Below are 16,739 nucleotides of genomic sequence, written 5' to 3'. Positions count from 1 at the left end.
GGCTGCTCCGGCGAACCTGTGGTGACTAACTCGTGTGCTTTTTTACCTTGCACGCGAGGCTGCGGGTGCGCCTGGCATCCGGCATTCCCTGCGCCCTCTTCTTCAGGGCGACGAAACTAAGACCAAAGCTCGGGCGTCGCGCGCCGCGAGAAAGAGCACGTATGCGCTCCTCTCACGTTAATGCGACTAACTAGCAACAGCAGTATTTCGACGTACTTCAATCGTTAAAGATGGCCTGCTAAACCGCCACCATGAATCACGATGTTCATCCCGCCAAGTCGCGCGTCGCGGCGATTTCGATTTTCGCCAGCGCCGGCATGGCCGCGGCCAAATTCGTGGTCGGCATCGCGATCGGGAGCCTGGCGCTGATCTCGGAAGCCCTGCATTCCGCCGTCGACGTCGGAGCGACCATCGTCACCTGGATGGTGGTGCGCGTCTCCGACCGCCCGGCGGACGATGAGCATCACTACGGACACGGCAAGCTCGAAAGTGTGTCGGCGCTCGGCATCATCGCCATGCTCTATGTGCTGGCCGGCGGCATTCTGGTGGAATCCTATAGCCGCTTGCGCGAAGGAACCCCGCCTCCGACCTTGTCGGCGATCCCGTTCGTCGTGCTCATTCTCGATATCGCGGTCAATCTTTGGCGCGCACGGGCGCTGCATCGCGCGGCGCACGAGACCAAAAGCCAGGCGCTGGCCGCCGACGCGCTGCATTTTGCATCCGATGTGCTCGGATCGATCGCGGTCATCGCGGGCCTCACGCTCTCCGGCCTCGGCTTTTGGTGGGGTGACGCCGCCGCCGCCGCGACCATTGCGATCGTGATCGCGATGCTCGGCATGCGGCTTGCCCGCTCGACCGTCGAAACCCTGCTCGATCGCGCCCCGGAAGGCGCCGCCGACAAAGCCGCCGCCGCGATCCGCGCTGTCGCGGGCGTGGTCGGCATCGATCGCATGCGGGTGCGCATGGTGGGATCGACGCATTTCATCGACGCCGCCGTGCTGGTGCCGCGCACCTTCCCGATCGACCGGGTCGATGAGATCAAACAAAAGGCACAAGCGGCCGTCTCCGCGCTGTTCGAGGATGCCGACCTCACCTTCACCGCGATTCCGGTCGCGCGCGACAATGAGAGCGTCCGCGAACGCGTGATGGTCATTGCCCGCAATGCCGGTCTCGCGGTTCATCATGTCACGGTCCACGATCTCGGCGACAAGCTCATCGTTTCGATCGACCTCGAAGTCGACGGCGAGATGACGCTGATCGCCGCCCACGACATCGCTCAGGGCCTCGAGCGGAACATTCGCGACGAATTCGGCGAAGATGTCGAAGTCGACACCCATATCGAGCCGCTGGAACCGGAACTGCCGCAAGGCTCCGATGCCGCGCCGGACCGGGTCGAGGCCATCCGCGACGCGCTCGCGACGTTCGCCGCCGCAAGCGCGATCCACGATATCCATAACGTGCGGGTGCGCGACACCGACGCCGGCGAGATCGTGAACTTTCACTGCCGCGCGGCGCCCTCGATGAGCGTCATCAAGGTGCACGAGAGCGTCGACGAGATCGAGCGCGCGCTGCGACGCGCCTTCCCGAGCGTCAAACGCGTCATCAGTCATGCCGAGCCACCCAACGCATGACGCAATATGCTTGGCGGGCGCACGTTCCCGTTTCGGACTCAACTTCGCCCGGCTTTTTCCGGGTTTTTTGGTGACCGCGATTCGCCGTGGACAAGATTTATTTGCCTTAAGGAATCGTTGACTCTCGACAGTCTGGGAAAAGTGGATTCAAATGAAACCTGATTCGGGGAGCGGCGATTCTCCTCGAACGGGGTGGTTCTCAAAGTTTTTCCAAGGGGGCAGACGGGATGGCGCGCGCTCACGCGGCGAACGCGTGCGTCCAATCCGATTCGATCAAGGGATTGGCGCAATCGATCGCGAAGCCAGCCTATCACAGGCTGTTGTTAGCGGAGCCAGCGCTCCGTCGTGCAGTACCGACTCTGATCATCGCGTTCCTGATCACCATTTTTCTCGGCGCCTTCGTCCAGGTTATCGACCAGAACCGCCAGAAGCGCGCGGCCGCCAAACGCGAGCTCGCGGCGTTGGCTGACCTGCTCGCCGAACGGCTCGACCGGATCGCGTCGGTCCACCAGGATCGTGCCGCTTCGTTCGAGCGGCTGCAGCTGCTGTTGCCCGGCCTCATTCCGTCCTGGGCGATCGCGGCCGGACGCCACGTCATCGTCACCGGCGTCGATCAGCGGATTCTCGCCCGCGTGCCGGTCGAGGCCGCCATCGGCGACGCCAGCGGCCTTGTCGAAATCATCAGTGCCGTCGTTCCCTCATCCTCTCAGGCGCAACCGGCAGCCGTTACCGACATCACGCTGCCGAACGGCGACGGCGCACTGGCGGTCCGCCGCACGGTGAAATCCTTGCCCGGCCAGGTGATCGTGATCCAGGAAAAGACCGATTCGATCTGGCGCTCCGATGCGGCGCTGTCGGTGACGCTGTCGGCGACCACCGGCTTCGTGGTGCTGATCCTCGGCTTTGCCTTCCACTGGCAATCGACCCGCGCCCGCGAGGGCGACCTGATCAACGACGCCGTGCGCGGGCGCATCGATACCGCTCTCAATCGCGGCCGCTGCGGGCTGTGGGACTGGGACCTGTCGCGCGGCAAGATTTTCTGGTCGCAATCGATGTTCACGATGCTGGGGCTCGAGAACCGCAGCGACCTCCTCACCTTCGGCGAGGTCAACGCGCTGGTGAATTCGGACGATATCGATCTGTTCGAGATCGCCGACCAGCTGATCTCCGCCAAGATCAACTATATCGACCATACCTTCCGCATGCGCCACACCGACGGCCACTGGATCTGGCTGCGCGTGCGGTGCGAACTGAGCCAGGGCGCGGCCGATGCCGGGCTGCATCTGATCGGCATTGCCGTCGACATCACCGAGCAGAAGAGCCTTGCCGAAAAGACCGTCGAGGCCGACCTGCGCCTGCGCGATGCGATCGAGACCATTCCCGAAGCCTTCGTGCTGTGGGATGCGAGCGACCGGCTCGTGCTCTGCAACTCGCACTTTCAGCGCCTGCACAAGCTGCCGGACTCAGCGGTTATCCCCGGCACTTCCTACGAGACCGTGATCGAGGTCGGACGGATGCCGGAGGTGCGCACCCGCCTGCACGAAGTCGCCAATCAGGCGCCGGGCGCGCGCACCTTCGAAGCGCAACTCGACGACGGCAACTGGCTGCACATTTCGGAGCGGCGGACCAAGGACGGCGGCTACGTGTCGGTCGGCACCGACATCACCCGCATCAAGGAGCACGAGCAGAAACTGGTCGACAACGACCTGCGCCTGCGCGCCACCGTCATCGACTTGAAGCGCTCGCAGAGCGAACTTGAACGGCAGGCGCTCGAACTTGCGGATCTGGCGGAAAAGTATTCCCGGGAGAAAACCCGCGCCGAGGAAGCCAACCAGACCAAGTCCAAATTCCTCGCCAATATGAGCCACGAACTGCGCACGCCGCTCAACGCCATCATCGGCTTCTCGGAAATCATGGGCAGCGGCATGTTCGGCACGCTCGGCTCGGAGAAGTATCAGGAATACTGCCACGACATCCTCACCAGCGGGCATTACCTGCTCGAGGTGATCAACGACATTCTCGACATGTCCAAGATCGAGGCCGGCCGCATGAAGCTGGATATGGAAGAGCTCGATTTGTCGAAGACGCTCGCCGAATCCCTGCGCGTGGTCTCGGGCCGGGCCAACGACAAGAACCTCGACCTCGATGCCGACATCGACAGTTCGATCTCGGTGGTGGCCGATCGCCGCGCCACCAAGCAGATCGTCGTCAACCTGCTCTCGAATGCCGTCAAATTCACCCCGGACGGCGGTCGCGTCACGGTCCGCAGCCGGCAGGTCGGGGATTCGGTGGTGCTATTGATCGCCGACACCGGTATCGGCATCGCGCCGCAGTCGCTCAAGCGTCTCGGCCGCCCGTTCGAGCAGGTCGAGAGCCAGTTGACCAAGACCTATCACGGCTCGGGGCTGGGGCTTGCGATCGCGCGGTCGCTGACCAATCTGCATGGCGGCTCGATGCGGCTGCGCTCCAGGCTTGGCAGCGGCACGGTGGTTCGGGTCTGCCTGCCGCGCGATGCGCACCGCGCCGTCGGCAAGGTCGCGGCCGCGGCGTGAAACTACGCCAGCGAGGGCGCCACCTCGCGCGCGATCTGAACCAGCGCCGCGATCAGGGGCGTCATGGGGTCGCGCTGCGGCACCACCATGCCGATGCTGTAGTCGACCACGGGGTCGACGATCGGGATGCTGCGGACGCGGTCGGCAAGCCCCAGCGTTTCCGCAAGCTTGGCCGGCATCACGCTCGCCCAACGGCCGGTCTTGACGTGTGTATAGAGTACGAGCAGCGAGTTCGATGTCAGCGTTGGCGTCACCTCGACGCCTGCCGATTTGAGCGCGCGGTCGATGATGCGGCGGTTCTGCATATCCGGCGTCAGCAGGCACAGCGGCACCTTGCCGACTTCCGACCATGTTACCTGCTCGCGGTCGCCGAATTCGCCATCAGGCGAGGTCAGGAGACGATAGCTCTCATTATAGAGCGGGATGGTGCGAACATTGCCGATCGGCTCGTTCTCGATATAGGTCAGCCCCGCATCGACCTCGAGGTTTTCGAGCAGACCGAGCACGTCGGCCGAGGTGCAGGAGACGACGCGAAACCGCACATCCGGGTGGCGGGCGCGGAATGGCGTCGTCAGCGAGGCCACCATGCCGAGCACGGTCGGAATCGCGGCGATCCTGATTTCGCCGGAGAGCTTCTCCTTCAGCGAGTTGATTTCCTGGCGCATGGCGCGCGCATCGCCGACGATCCGCCGCGCCCAATCCAGCGTCCGCTCGCCCTCGGGCGTAAAGCCCTGGAAGCGCGAGCCGCGCTGCACCAGCATGACGCCGAGAATTTCCTCGAGCTGCTTGAGGCTGGTCGACATCGTCGGCTGGGTAACGCCGCAGGCTTCCGCCGCCCGCCCGAAATGGCGCTCTTTTGCCAGTGCCAGCAGAAGTTCAAGCTTATCGATCAAGGCGTTCCTCAACAGTTTGCGGGCCAACGAATATCATGGCCGAACCCTCGCAAAATTGGGCCAAAAGTCCCATATCGAGGCAAGTCCCGAGTGGCTAGAACCGGGCCTTGCGAGGGTACCGAACCGACGGCTCATCGCGATCCGATATCGACTGATATCACTTCCCTATCGATTGCCTTTCGCTATTGCAGCATGGGACAGCTTTATTGATTCTTAGAATGATTCCGTCTTTGAGTAGTCGGTGATAAACTACTGACAGAGAAGGCAGATCATGTCCATCTACGAACCATGGGACGAAAAGCGCGGGGCTGAAATCATAGCGGAGCACACCCACTTGGAAGGTGCGACGCTGGTGATCCTCCACGCACTGCAAGAGGCGTTCGGCTACGTGCCGGAACCAGCCGTTCCCATGATCGCGGAGGCACTGAATTTGTCACGCGCCGAGGTGCATGGCGTCTTCACATTCTACCATGATTTTCGCCGCAAGCCGGCTGGCAAGCATGTGCTGAAATTGTGCCGCGCCGAGGCCTGCCAGGCGGCCGGCGGCGATGCGGTCGCGGCGCGGGCCGAAGCCAAGCTCGGGGTGAAGATCGGCAACACCACGCCGGACGAGCGCGTGACGCTGGAACCGATCTACTGTCTCGGGCTTTGTGCCACAGCCCCCTCGGCGATGCTTGATGGCCGCGTTGTCGGCATGCTGGATGAAGCACGCATCGACGCGCTGATCGCGGAGGCCCAGCGATGACACTACGTATCTTCGTTCCACGCGATGCCGGCGCCGTTGCCGTTGGCGCCGAGGAAACCGTGGCGGCGCTGGAACAGGCCGCCACCAAGCGCAATGCACAAATCGAAATCGTCCGCACCGGCTCGCGCGGCCTCTATTGGCTGGAACCGATGGTCGAGGTTGCCACGCCAAAGGGGCGGGTTGCCTTTGGACCGGTGAAGGAAGCCGACGCCGCCTCCGTGCTGGACGCGATCCTGGCTGATGGCCAGCACACGCTCTGCCAAGGCCTCACCGAGGAAATTCCGTGGTTGAAGCGGCAGACCCGCCTCACCTTCGCGCGCTGCGGCATCATCGATCCGCGTTCGGTCGACGACTATCGCGCCCATGACGGTTACAAGGGGCTCGAGCGCGCGCTGACGCTGACGTCCGACGCCATTCTCGCCGACGTCACCGCCTCGGGACTGCGCGGCCGCGGCGGCGCGGGTTTTCCGACTGGCATCAAATGGAAAACCGTGGCGCAAACCAGCGCCAATCAGAAGTACATCGTCTGCAACGCCGACGAAGGCGACAGCGGCACCTTCGCCGACCGCATGATCATGGAGGGCGATCCCTTCCTGGTGATCGAAGGCATGACCATTGCCGGCGTCGCCGTCGGCGCCACCAAAGGCTACATCTACATTCGCTCGGAATATCCGCACGCGATCGAGGCGATGAGCGCCGCGATCGCGGTCGGGCGGCGCGCAGGCTATCTGGGTTCGAACGTCTGCGGCTCAAAGCACGCCTTCGACCTTGAAGTGCGCGTCGGCGCGGGCGCCTATGTCTGCGGCGAGGAAACCTCTCTGCTCGAAAGTCTCGAAGGCCGCCGCGGCATCGTCCGCGCCAAGCCGCCGCTGCCGGCGCACAAGGGCCTGTTCGGCAAACCGACCGTGATCAACAACGTGCTGTCGTTCGCGGCGATCCCCTTCATTCTCGCCGGCGGCGCAAAAGCCTATGCCGACTTCGGCATGGGCCGCTCCCGCGGCACGATGCCGATCCAGTTGGCGGGCAACGTCAAGTTTGGCGGCCTGTTCGAAACCGCCTTCGGTATTACCCTTGGCGAACTCGTTGACGATATCGCCGGAGGCACCTTTACCGGACGCCCGGTGCGCGCGGTCCAGGTCGGCGGTCCCCTGGGCGCCTACTTCCCGCGCGCGCTGTTCGATACGCCGTTCGACTACGAAGCCTTTGCGGCGCGCGACGGCCTGATCGGCCATGCCGGCGTCGTGGTATTCGACGACACCGTCGACATGGCGAAACAGGCCCGCTTCGCCATGGAGTTCTGCGCGATCGAATCCTGCGGCAAGTGCACGCCCTGCCGGATCGGATCGACCCGCGGCGTCGAGACCATCGACAAGATCCGTTCCGGCGAACGGGTCGAACAAAACCTCGCGGTGGTCGAAGACCTCTGCAACACCATGAAATTCGGCTCGCTCTGCGCGCTGGGCGGCTTCACGCCCTACCCGGTCATGAGCGCGCTAAAACACTTCAGGGAAGATTTCGGCCCGGCTCCCAAGAGCCTGCAGGCTGCGGAATAGATTTTAAGGAGATCGCCATGTCGCTGATCCACGAAACCGACTTCGGAACCCCGCGCTCCAAATCGCAGACCATGGTCACGCTGACCATCGATGGTCAGAGCATCACCGTGCCGGAGGGCACCTCGATCATGCGGGCGGCCATGGAGGCCGGCACGCAAATCCCGAAACTGTGCGCGACTGACATGGTCGACGCCTTCGGCTCTTGCCGGCTGTGCCTCGTTGAGATCGAAGGCCGCGCCGGAACGCCGGCCTCCTGCACCACGCCGGCGATGAACGGCCTTGTGGTCCATACCCAGACCGAGCGGCTGAAGAAGCTGCGCAAGGGCGTGATGGAACTCTACATCTCCGACCATCCGCTGGACTGCCTCACCTGCGCCGCCAACGGCGACTGCGAATTGCAGGACATGGCGGGCGCGGTCGGCTTGCGCGACGTACGCTACGGTTACGACGGCGAGAATCACGTTTTCGCCAAGAATAACGGCGAGACCAACGCGGCCTGGATGCCGAAGGACGAATCCAACCCCTATTTCACCTACGATCCGTCCAAGTGCATCGTCTGCTCGCGCTGCGTGCGCGCCTGCGAGGAAGTCCAGGGCACCTTCGCGTTGACGATCTCCGGTCGCGGCTTTGACAGCCGCGTCTCGCCCGGCATGAACGAAGCCTTCATCGGCTCCGAATGCGTGTCCTGCGGCGCCTGTGTCCAGGCCTGCCCGACTGCGACGCTGACCGAAAAGTCCGTGATCGAGATCGGCCAGCCGGAGCACTCCGTCGTGACCACCTGCGCCTATTGCGGCGTCGGCTGCTCCTTCAAGGCGGAAATGCGCGGCGAGGAAGTGGTCCGGATGATGCCGTACAAGGATGGCAAGGCCAACCGCGGCCACTCCTGCGTCAAGGGCCGCTTCGCCTATGGGTACGCCACCCACAAGGAACGTATTCTCAAGCCGATGATCCGCGAGAGCATCGACAATCCCTGGCGCGAAGTGTCGTGGGATGAGGCTTTCAAGTTCGCCGCCGACAAGTTCAAGGGCATCCAGCAGAAGTACGGCCGCGACGCCGTCGGCGGCATTACGTCGTCGCGCTGCACCAACGAGGAAACCTACCTGGTGCAGAAGCTTGTCCGCGCCGGCTTCGGCAATAACAACGTGGACACTTGCGCCCGCGTCTGCCACTCGCCGACCGGCTATGGCCTTGCCACCACCTTCGGCACCTCGGCCGACACCCAGGATTTCGACTCGGTCGAGGACACCGACGTCGCCGTGATCATCGGCGCCAACCCGGCGGCTGCCCACCCGGTGTTCGCCTCCCGCCTGAAGAAGCGGATTCGTCAGGGTGCCAAGCTGATCGTGATCGATCCGCGCCGCACCGAAATGGTGCACTCGGCGCACATTGATGCATTGCATCTGCCGCTGTTGCCCGGCACCAATGTCGCCGTGCTCACCGCGATGGCGCATGTCATCGTCACCGAAGGCCTCGTCAACGAGAAGTTCGTTCGCGAACGCTGCGACTGGGACGAATTCCAGGAGTGGGCCGATTTCGTTTCGCTGCCGAAGAACAGCCCCGAGGCGACCGCCATCATGACCGGCGTCGATCCGAAGGCGTTGCGCGAAGCGGCCCGCACCTACGCCACCGGCGGCAATGGCGCCATCTATTACGGCCTTGGCGTCACCGAACACAGCCAGGGCTCGACGACGGTGATTGCGATCGCCAACCTCGCGATGGCAACTGGCAACATCGGACGCCCCGGTGTCGGCGTGAACCCGCTGCGCGGCCAGAACAACGTGCAAGGCTCCTGCGACATGGGTTCATTCCCGCATGAGCTGACCGGCTACCGGCACATCGGGATCGACTCGGTGCGCGAACAGTTCGAGGCGGCCTGGAACGTCAAGCTCAACCCCGAGCCCGGCCTGCGCATTCCCAACATGTTCGACGCCGCGATCGAAGGCACCTTCAAGGGTCTCTACGTGCAGGGCGAAGATATCCTGCAATCGGATCCGAACACCAAGCATGTTGTGGCGGCGCTGTCGTCGATGGAATGCGTCATCGTTCATGACCTCTTCCTCAACGAGACGGCAAACTACGCGCACGTCTTCCTGCCGGGTTCGACCTTCCTGGAGAAGGACGGCACCTTCACCAACGCGGAACGCCGCATCCAGCGCGTGCGCAAGGTGATGACCCCGCTCAATGGCTTGGCTGACTGGGAGGTGACGATCCAGCTCGGCAAGGCGATGGGCTTTGAGATGCACTACAATCATCCGTCCGAGATCATGGACGAGATTGCGGCACTGACCCCGACCTTCGCGGGCGTTTCCTTCGCCAAGCTCGATGAACTCGGCTCGGTGCAGTGGCCCTGCAACGAGAAGGCGCCGGAAGGCACGCCGGTGATGCACATGAACGGCTTCGTTCGTGGCAAGGGCAAGTTCGTCCTCACCGAGTACATCCCGACCGACGAGCGGACCGGACCGCGCTTCCCGCTGCTGCTGACCACCGGACGCATCCTCAGCCAGTACAATGTCGGCGCCCAGACGCGGCGGACCGAAAACGTGGTATGGCACGCGGAAGACCGGCTCGAGATCCACCCGCACGATGCGGAACAGCGCGGCGTGCGTGACGGTGACTGGGTTCGGCTCGCGAGCCGCGCCGGCGAAACCACCCTGCGCGCGCTGATCACCGATCGCGTCGCACCCGGCGTCGTGTACACCACGTTCCACCATCCGGACACTCAGGCCAACGTCATCACGACCGAGTTCTCCGACTGGGCAACCAACTGCCCCGAATACAAGGTCACGGCGGTGCAAATCTCGCCTTCCAACGGTCCGTCGGAATGGCAGAAGGCCTACGAGGAGCAGGCGCGTCACTCGCGGCGTATTGCGCCGGTTGTGGAAGCTGCGGAGTAGCCGTTGCGCGATCCGGTTCGCACCGTGGGTCGTCTGGCGTGGCGGGACAACCGCCTCAGCGAGGGCCTGCGTGCGATTCCGGAAGAAACGGCGCTGGCGTTGACGTACAACGGCGGCACCTACGCCGTGATGATGGGAACGCCGCAAGATCTCGAAGACTTCGCGGTCGGCTTCAGCCTCAACGAAGGGATCGTGCAGTCGGCGGACGAAATCTCCTCGCTCGATATCGTCGACCTTGATGACGGCGTGGAACTGCGGATGTGGCTGGCGGAAGAAAAAGCCGCCCGCCTCGGCGAACGACGGCGGCATATCGCCGGCCCGACCGGCTGCGGACTCTGTGGCATCGATTCCATCGCCGAAGCCGTGCGGCCGACGGCCGTCGTCGGCAAGGGGACCTCGTTCAGCCCGCGAGAACTCATGGTCGCGATGGCGAGCATGCCGCCGCTGCAGCCGATCAACGTCGAGACCCGTGCGGTCCATGCCGCGGCCTTCTGGACACCGGCCGCCGGCATCGTTGCGCTCCGCGAGGATGTCGGTCGTCACAACGCCCTCGACAAGCTCGCCGGCGCGCTTGCGCATGCCAAGGCTTCGACAGGCGACGGACTGGTGCTTCTCACCAGCCGCGTATCGGTCGAGATGGTGCAGAAGACGGCGGCGATCGGCGCGGCCGTCATGGTCGCCGTTTCCGCCCCCACCGCGCTCGCCGTCAAGATGGCCGATGCCGCCGGAATTACCCTTGTCGCCGTCGCGAGATCCGACGGTTTTGAAATTTTCACCCATCCCGATCGCATCGCCTCAGCGGCGATCACCCAAGGAACCGCTCATGTCGCATGATCCCGCCGAACGGCTCGTCTATATGGCCAACCAAATCGGCAAGTTTTTCCAGAGCCAGGGGCACGACAAGGAAGTCGCCGGCGTTGCCGAACACATCAAGAAGTTCTGGGACCCGCGGATGCGCAAGGTGATCTTTGCGCATCTCGACGCAGGCGGCGCGGGCCTTGATCCGAACGTCCGTGACGCCATCGCCTCGCTGAAAGCCGCTGGCGTCAAGGCGTATTGACCGCGGCGCCGCCGACGCACGGCGGGCTAGCTGCGTTCTTCCAGAATTGCGCGAAACACCCGCCGCACTTCGGCCTCGGTCTCCTTGACGCGCGCCTGAAGCGAGGAGAAGTCCGGCGCGTCGCCCGCCCGGGCCATGATGCGGAGCAGGTCCTGGCCGGCGGTTTCCGGATCGAATTTATCGCTCACGCATAGCCGCAGGATTTGCGTCAGATCGTGATAAAGCAAAGCGGCCGACCGCAGAATTTCCACTGACGCAGCCGGCAATACGCCAAGACGCCCGGCTCTATCGAGCACCTCCAGCGTATTGACGTTAAGAATCTCCGATTTTTCGGCCGCGCAGGCGAGCTGCAGATACTGGGCGATGAAATCGATATCGACGAGCCCGCCGGCGACGTGCTTGAGGTCCCAGACGTCGCTTTCGCCCTTCTCGAGCGCGATGGCGCGGCGCATGTCGGCCACGTCGATCGCAACGCCGGCGCCGTCGCGCGGGCGGGTCAGGACCTCGCGAATGACGCGTTCGATCCTGTCGCGGAATTGCGGAGAGGCTGAAATCACCCGCGCCCGGGTCAGCGCCATGTGCTCCCAGGTCCAGGCTTCCTTTTCCTGATACTCGGCGAACGCATCGACATGGGACGCCACGGGACCAGCACGTCCCGAGGGCCGCAACCGCATATCGATTTCGTAAAGCACGCCGTAATTGGTGCGGGTCGTGAAGGCGCTGATCAGTCGCTGCGTGAAGCGCGCAAAGTATTGCGCACCATGCAGGGATTTGGCGCCATCGGAATCCGGATGCTCGGAATCGAAGTCATAGAGCAGGATCAGATCGAGATCGGAGGCCGCCGTCATCTCGCGGCTGCCGAGCCGGCCCATTGCCAGGATTGCGGTTTCCTGCCCCTTGATCCGGCCGTACTGTGCCGCGAACTGCTCGGTCACGAGACCATGCACGGTGTGCACGATGCCCTCCGCGACGTCGGCGAAGGCGACGCCGGCGTGCTGCGCCGAGACGGTACCCGACAGGATCCGTGTACCGATCAAGAACAGGCTCTCGCGGCCGAACAGGCGAAGGCGGTCGAGAAACTCCTCGTAAGAACCGGCATCTTCCAATGTCGCCGCAAGACGCGCAGACAACTCGGTCTTGTCGGGCATCGCGCCGAAGAAGCGCGGGTCGATCAGGCCATCCATGATCTGCGGCTGCCGCGCCAGCATATCGCCGAGCCGTGGCGCCGCGCCCAGGATCAGGGCCACCAGCGCCACCAGATCGCGATTCTGACTGAGCAGGACGAACAGCCTGCCGCCGCGCTGCAGGGCCTGGAGAAAGCGGTCGAAGACGACGATGGCGTTGTCAGGATCTTCGGCATTGGCAAGGCCGCTGATCAGCGACGGCAAGAACTCGACAAAGGAATTGCGGGTGGCTTCGCTGCGGAATACGCGATAGTCGCCATCGAGCCACTGCCGTACCGTTCCGGCGACGGCGACCGGCTTCTTGAAGCCGAGCGAGGCCAGATGTTCGGTCAGGCGCGGGTCGTCCGGCCCTCCCCCGTAATCGATCTCGGGCAACTTGGCCGTCCCGGCCGGATCGCCCTCGAACAGCTTGGCGTAATGCCCCTGGACGATCGTGAGGTGCCCGAGCAGGTCGTGTGCGAACGAGGCGCGGCTCTGATAGCCGAAAAACCGCGCAAATTGCTCGACAGCTTGAGGATCGTCCGGCAGCGTATGGGTCTGTTCGTCGGCAACCATTTGCAGGCGGTGTTCGACCCGCCGCAGGAATTCGTACGCAGCGGTGAGTTGGTTGCGCGCCTCATAGGTGATCCAGTTGCTGGTGGCGAGGCGATCGAGCGCCTCCAGCGTCGGACGCACCCGCAGTTCGGGATGGCGGCCGCCGGTGATCAACTGCTGCGTCTGCGCAAAAAACTCGATCTCGCGAATCCCGCCGCGCCCGACCTTGACGTTGTGCCCTTCGACCGCAATGTCGCTTTGACCGCGAAAGGTCTGCATCTGGCGCTTCATGTCGTGGACGTCGGAGAGCGCGGCAAAGTCCAGATGCTTGCGCCAGACGAAGGGCGAGAGTTCCGCCATCAGCGCTTCGCCGGCCTGCGAATCGCCGGCGCAAGGCCGCGCCTTGATCATGGCCGCGCGCTCCCAGGTGCGGCCCTCGCGCTCATAATAATGCAGCGCGGAGCGGATCGAGATCGCCAGCGGTGTCGAGGCCGGATCGGGACGCAGTCGCAGATCGACCCGGAAGACATAGCCTTCACCGCTACGCTGCTGCAACATGCGCGACAGCCCCTGCGCCACACGGACGAAGAACTGCTGCGGCTCGATATCCGGGGCGAGCGAATTGGATTCAGCGTCGTAAAAAACGATCAGGTCGATGTCGCTGGAGAAATTCAGCTCCCCCGCGCCCATCTTGCCCATCGCCAGCACCACGAGGCCGCTGCCCTGCTCCGGATGCTCCGGATCGGACGGCAGCATCCTTCCCCGCGTGGTTTCCTGCTGCAGCAGGAAGTGCAAGGCCGATTGCACACAAGTAACGGCGAGATCGGTCAATGCGCGCGTGACCTGCATGACCGGCCAGACGCCGCCGATGTCGCAAAGCGCAATCAACAGAGCGGCCTCGGCCTTGGTCGTCCGCAAAATCTGCATCGCTTCCGCTTCGCTCGAGGCACCCCACACCTTTCGGCGGCATTCCTCGGTCAGTTGCGTCAGATGCCGTTCGGGCTCGCGTTGCAAGACGCGAAGCGCGCGCGAGGCGTCGGCGCGAAGCAGGTCGAACAGATAGGGCGAGGCTTCGGCGAGGCCGGCGAAAATGCTCCTGGCCAGCGGAAATCGTGCGAACAGACCCGCAAATTCGGCGCTGATGGCGCTGGTGAGGTCGGATCGCCACGCCTCGAGACGCTGCTCGGCCGTTTCGGGCACAGACAACAGCGGCCCGGCGGCGAAACGCGCGGCCAGCGACATGGACTCGACATCCGCATCACGGATTCCGGGAACGGTCATGGGGAATGTCGATCCAGACGGACTACCGGTGTCAAATCGATGCGCACGGGCCGGCTTTTCTAACCCGATTCATGCCGCTTTCTGTGGCACATCCGCCGTTTGAGCCGCAAGCCTATCGCTCGACCCTGACCGGGCCGGAATGGCCAGCGTTGCGATCAACCCTGGATGGGCGTCGTCGAGCCTGAGATCGCCGCCATGTAGCGTCGCCACGGCCGATGCCAGGCTCAAGCCGAGGCCGGAACCCGGCTGGGTCCGGCTGGCCTCCAACCGCACAAATCGCTCGACCGCGTGCTTGCGGTCGCCGACCGGAATGCCCGGACCGTGGTCGGTGACGCTCAACAGAACCTGATCGCCGACACGCCGGGCCTCGATCAGGATCTGCTTGGGATCGGCTTCCAGCCCCGCACCCGCCCCCGTCGGCAATGTGGCAACGATCGGCTTGCCATATTTGATGGCATTCTCGACCAGATTGGCGAGCGCCTGACTGATCAACTCACGATTGCCATGAATCGGTGCCGGTTCGGCTTTCACGTGCAGCGTCATGCCATCGTCTTCGGCGAGCGGCTCGTAAAGTTCGTGAATGCCTCGCGCGACCTCGGCGGCGTCGAAGTCATCCATATTGCCGCGAGCTTGTCCGGACTCGGCGCGGGCAATCATCAAGAGCGCATTGAAGGTGCGGATCAGCCCGTCCGACTCCTCGATGGTGCGCTCGAGCGCGGCGCGATATTCGGGCTCGGTTCTCGATTTCGCCAGCGCGTCCTCGGCACGGTTGCGAAGACGCGTCAGCGGCGTTTTCAGATCGTGGGCGATGTTGTCGGAAACTTCCTTCAACCCCATCATCAATGCCTCGATGCGCTCCAGCATGGCATTGAGATTCTTCGCAAGACGATCGAGTTCATCGCCGCTGCGTCCAACCGGAAGACGGCCGCTCAGATCGCCCGCCATGATGCGTTCGGTTGTGCCGGTCATGGCATCGATCCGCGCCAGCACCCGCCGGGCGACGAAAATGCCGCCGCCAAGTCCAAGCACGACCACGACCAGCAACGAGAACTGCGCGGCTTTGGCGACGATGCCGATCATCCGGCGCCGCTCTTCGAGATCGCGTCCGATCAGAAGGCGAAAGCCGCTGGAAAGTTCGGTGACCTTCACCAGCGCAAAATGATTGGCGTTGTCCTGATCGTCGAGCCGGCGATAGGCGGTTTCAGACCATCCGATCGTACCCATGACCCCCGGGGAAAGCGATCCGACATTGCCGGCGACCGCCTGCCCCGCAGGCGTCGTCACGAGATAGAGATTGGCCCCGGGGCGCAGAGCGCGATTTTCAATGGTGAGAACCAGCCCACGCAGGCCACGACGGCTGAAGATATCGCTGACCTCACCGGTTTCCGCGTTTACCGTGGCGGTAATCTGCTCGGTGATCAGGTGGCGTGTGTTCCAGGCGAAGAACGCCAGCAACGATGCCGCGAACAACGCGAACAAGAACAGATAAAACAGCGTCAGGCGGAACGCCGTGGTTCGGATCAGCTTACCGAATGCCGTCACGGATCATGTATCCCGCGCCGCGAATGGTATGAAGCAGCGGCCGCTCAAAACCCTTGTCGATCTTGGAGCGCAGCCGCGAAATGTGCACGTCGATGACGTTGGTCTGCGGATCGAAGTGATAGTCCCAGACATTCTCCAGCAGCATGGTCCGCGTCACCACCTGTCCGGCATGCTTCATCAGATATTCCAGCAGGCGGAACTCGCGCGGTTGCAGCGTCAGTTCTTCCTTGCCGCGCATCACCCGGTGCGACAGGCGGTCGAGTTCGAGATCGCCGACGCGGTAGGTCGTCTCTTCGGCAGGTCCGCCGCGGCGCCGCGACAGCACCTCGATCCTGGCGAGCAGTTCCGCAAATGAATAGGGTTTTGGCAGATAATCGTCACCGCCGGCGCGCAGGCCTTTGATGCGGTCGTCGACCTGCCCGAGCGCCGACAGGATCAGAACGGGGGTGCGGTTGCCCTTCTCGCGCAGCGCGCCGATCAGCGACAGGCCATCGCGCTTGGGCAGCATGCGGTCGACCACCAATACGTCGTAATCGCCGCCTTCCGCCAGCGCCAGCCCTTCTTCGCCGTCGCCTGCGAGATCAGCGACATACCCGACTTCTCGAAACGCCTTGACCAGATAGTCGGCGGATTCACGGTCGTCTTCGATGATCAAAAGGCGCATCTGTGTATCGGTCGCGGTCGCGGTCACGTGGAAACTTCCATCACCATGGCGTGACCCGGGCCCTCATGCAAGGCGATCGGACCCGCCCTTTTGAGCCAATTAAAATCAAAAAAAGCGGGCGGTGAAGCTGGGGGGACCTCACCGCCCTTTGACCTCCCGACGGAGGGGGGCGTTTTCCACCGGAAGGTAGTCAAGGGAGCGGGCTC

The 16,739-nt window shown here is 63.6% G+C and carries 11 protein-coding genes; 7 read left to right on the top strand and 4 right to left on the bottom strand.

Features of this window, described 5'->3' with window-relative positions; genetic code table 11:
• Nucleotides 1–251 precede the first annotated feature (251 nt).
• Both VFL62_RS15265 and VFL62_RS15260 read left to right on the top strand, forming a co-directional pair.
• Nucleotides 252–1,631: a cation-efflux pump gene (locus VFL62_RS15265; protein ID WP_325173215.1), complete on the top strand. Its 1,380-nt coding sequence runs from the start codon at nucleotides 252–254 to the stop codon at nucleotides 1,629–1,631.
• Between the two features lie 227 nt (nucleotides 1,632–1,858).
• Nucleotides 1,859–4,183, top strand: coding sequence for a PAS domain-containing sensor histidine kinase (locus tag VFL62_RS15260; RefSeq protein WP_325173214.1), 2,325 nt, complete (start codon nucleotides 1,859–1,861; stop codon nucleotides 4,181–4,183).
• 2 nt (nucleotides 4,184–4,185) lie between these two features.
• On the opposite strand, the gene VFL62_RS15255 is transcribed toward VFL62_RS15260, so the two are convergent.
• The gene (locus VFL62_RS15255) at nucleotides 4,186–5,076 is read right to left on the bottom strand and encodes a LysR family transcriptional regulator (RefSeq protein ID WP_325173213.1); all 891 of its coding nucleotides are present in this window, start codon (nucleotides 5,074–5,076) and stop codon (nucleotides 4,186–4,188) included.
• A 271-nt stretch (nucleotides 5,077–5,347) separates the two neighbouring features.
• Between VFL62_RS15255 and VFL62_RS15250 the strand changes: the two genes are divergently transcribed.
• Genes VFL62_RS15250 through VFL62_RS15230 form a run of 5 tightly spaced genes read left to right on the top strand, consistent with a single transcriptional unit; the run spans nucleotide 5,348 to nucleotide 11,328 of the window.
• Complete coding sequence (locus VFL62_RS15250; protein WP_414644728.1) at nucleotides 5,348–5,821, top strand: formate dehydrogenase subunit gamma; 474 nt, start codon at nucleotides 5,348–5,350, stop codon at nucleotides 5,819–5,821.
• Complete coding sequence (locus VFL62_RS15245) at nucleotides 5,818–7,374, top strand: NADH-quinone oxidoreductase subunit NuoF (RefSeq protein WP_325173212.1); 1,557 nt, start codon at nucleotides 5,818–5,820, stop codon at nucleotides 7,372–7,374. The genes VFL62_RS15250 and VFL62_RS15245 overlap by 4 nt, the downstream gene beginning before the upstream one ends.
• Nucleotides 7,375–7,391: 17 nt before the next feature.
• On the top strand, nucleotides 7,392–10,268 hold the full coding sequence (fdhF, locus tag VFL62_RS15240; protein WP_325173211.1) for a formate dehydrogenase subunit alpha: 2,877 nt from the start codon (nucleotides 7,392–7,394) through the stop codon (nucleotides 10,266–10,268).
• Nucleotides 10,269–10,271: 3 nt separating this feature from the next.
• Entirely contained in the window at nucleotides 10,272–11,102 is an 831-nt protein-coding gene (fdhD, locus tag VFL62_RS15235; RefSeq protein ID WP_325173210.1) for a formate dehydrogenase accessory sulfurtransferase FdhD, read from the top strand.
• Nucleotides 11,092–11,328, top strand: coding sequence for a formate dehydrogenase subunit delta (locus tag VFL62_RS15230; RefSeq protein WP_325173209.1), 237 nt, complete (start codon nucleotides 11,092–11,094; stop codon nucleotides 11,326–11,328). The genes fdhD and VFL62_RS15230 overlap by 11 nt, the downstream gene beginning before the upstream one ends.
• Nucleotides 11,329–11,354: 26 nt before the next feature.
• On the opposite strand, the gene VFL62_RS15225 is transcribed toward VFL62_RS15230, so the two are convergent.
• The 3 genes from VFL62_RS15225 to VFL62_RS15215 all read right to left on the bottom strand — a co-directional run bounded on the left by VFL62_RS15225 (nucleotide 11,355) and on the right by VFL62_RS15215 (nucleotide 16,533).
• Nucleotides 11,355–14,327 (bottom strand): bifunctional [glutamine synthetase] adenylyltransferase/[glutamine synthetase]-adenylyl-L-tyrosine phosphorylase, encoded by a 2,973-nt coding sequence (locus VFL62_RS15225; protein WP_325173208.1) that lies wholly within the window; start codon nucleotides 14,325–14,327, stop codon nucleotides 11,355–11,357.
• A 69-nt stretch (nucleotides 14,328–14,396) separates the two neighbouring features.
• Complete coding sequence (locus VFL62_RS15220) at nucleotides 14,397–15,869, bottom strand: sensor histidine kinase (RefSeq protein ID WP_325173207.1); 1,473 nt, start codon at nucleotides 15,867–15,869, stop codon at nucleotides 14,397–14,399.
• Nucleotides 15,853–16,533 carry a response regulator transcription factor gene (locus tag VFL62_RS15215; protein ID WP_325173230.1) on the bottom strand — a complete coding sequence of 227 codons (681 nt, stop codon included), beginning with the start codon at nucleotides 16,531–16,533 and terminating at the stop codon, nucleotides 15,853–15,855. Before VFL62_RS15215 ends, VFL62_RS15220 begins: the two co-directional genes overlap by 17 nt.
• Nucleotides 16,534–16,739 lie beyond the last annotated feature (206 nt).

It is taken from the genome of Bradyrhizobium sp. (assembly GCF_035701725.1).
GTDB lineage: Bacteria > Pseudomonadota > Alphaproteobacteria > Rhizobiales > Xanthobacteraceae > Bradyrhizobium.
This window is presented reverse-complemented; position numbering and strand designations above follow the sequence as displayed.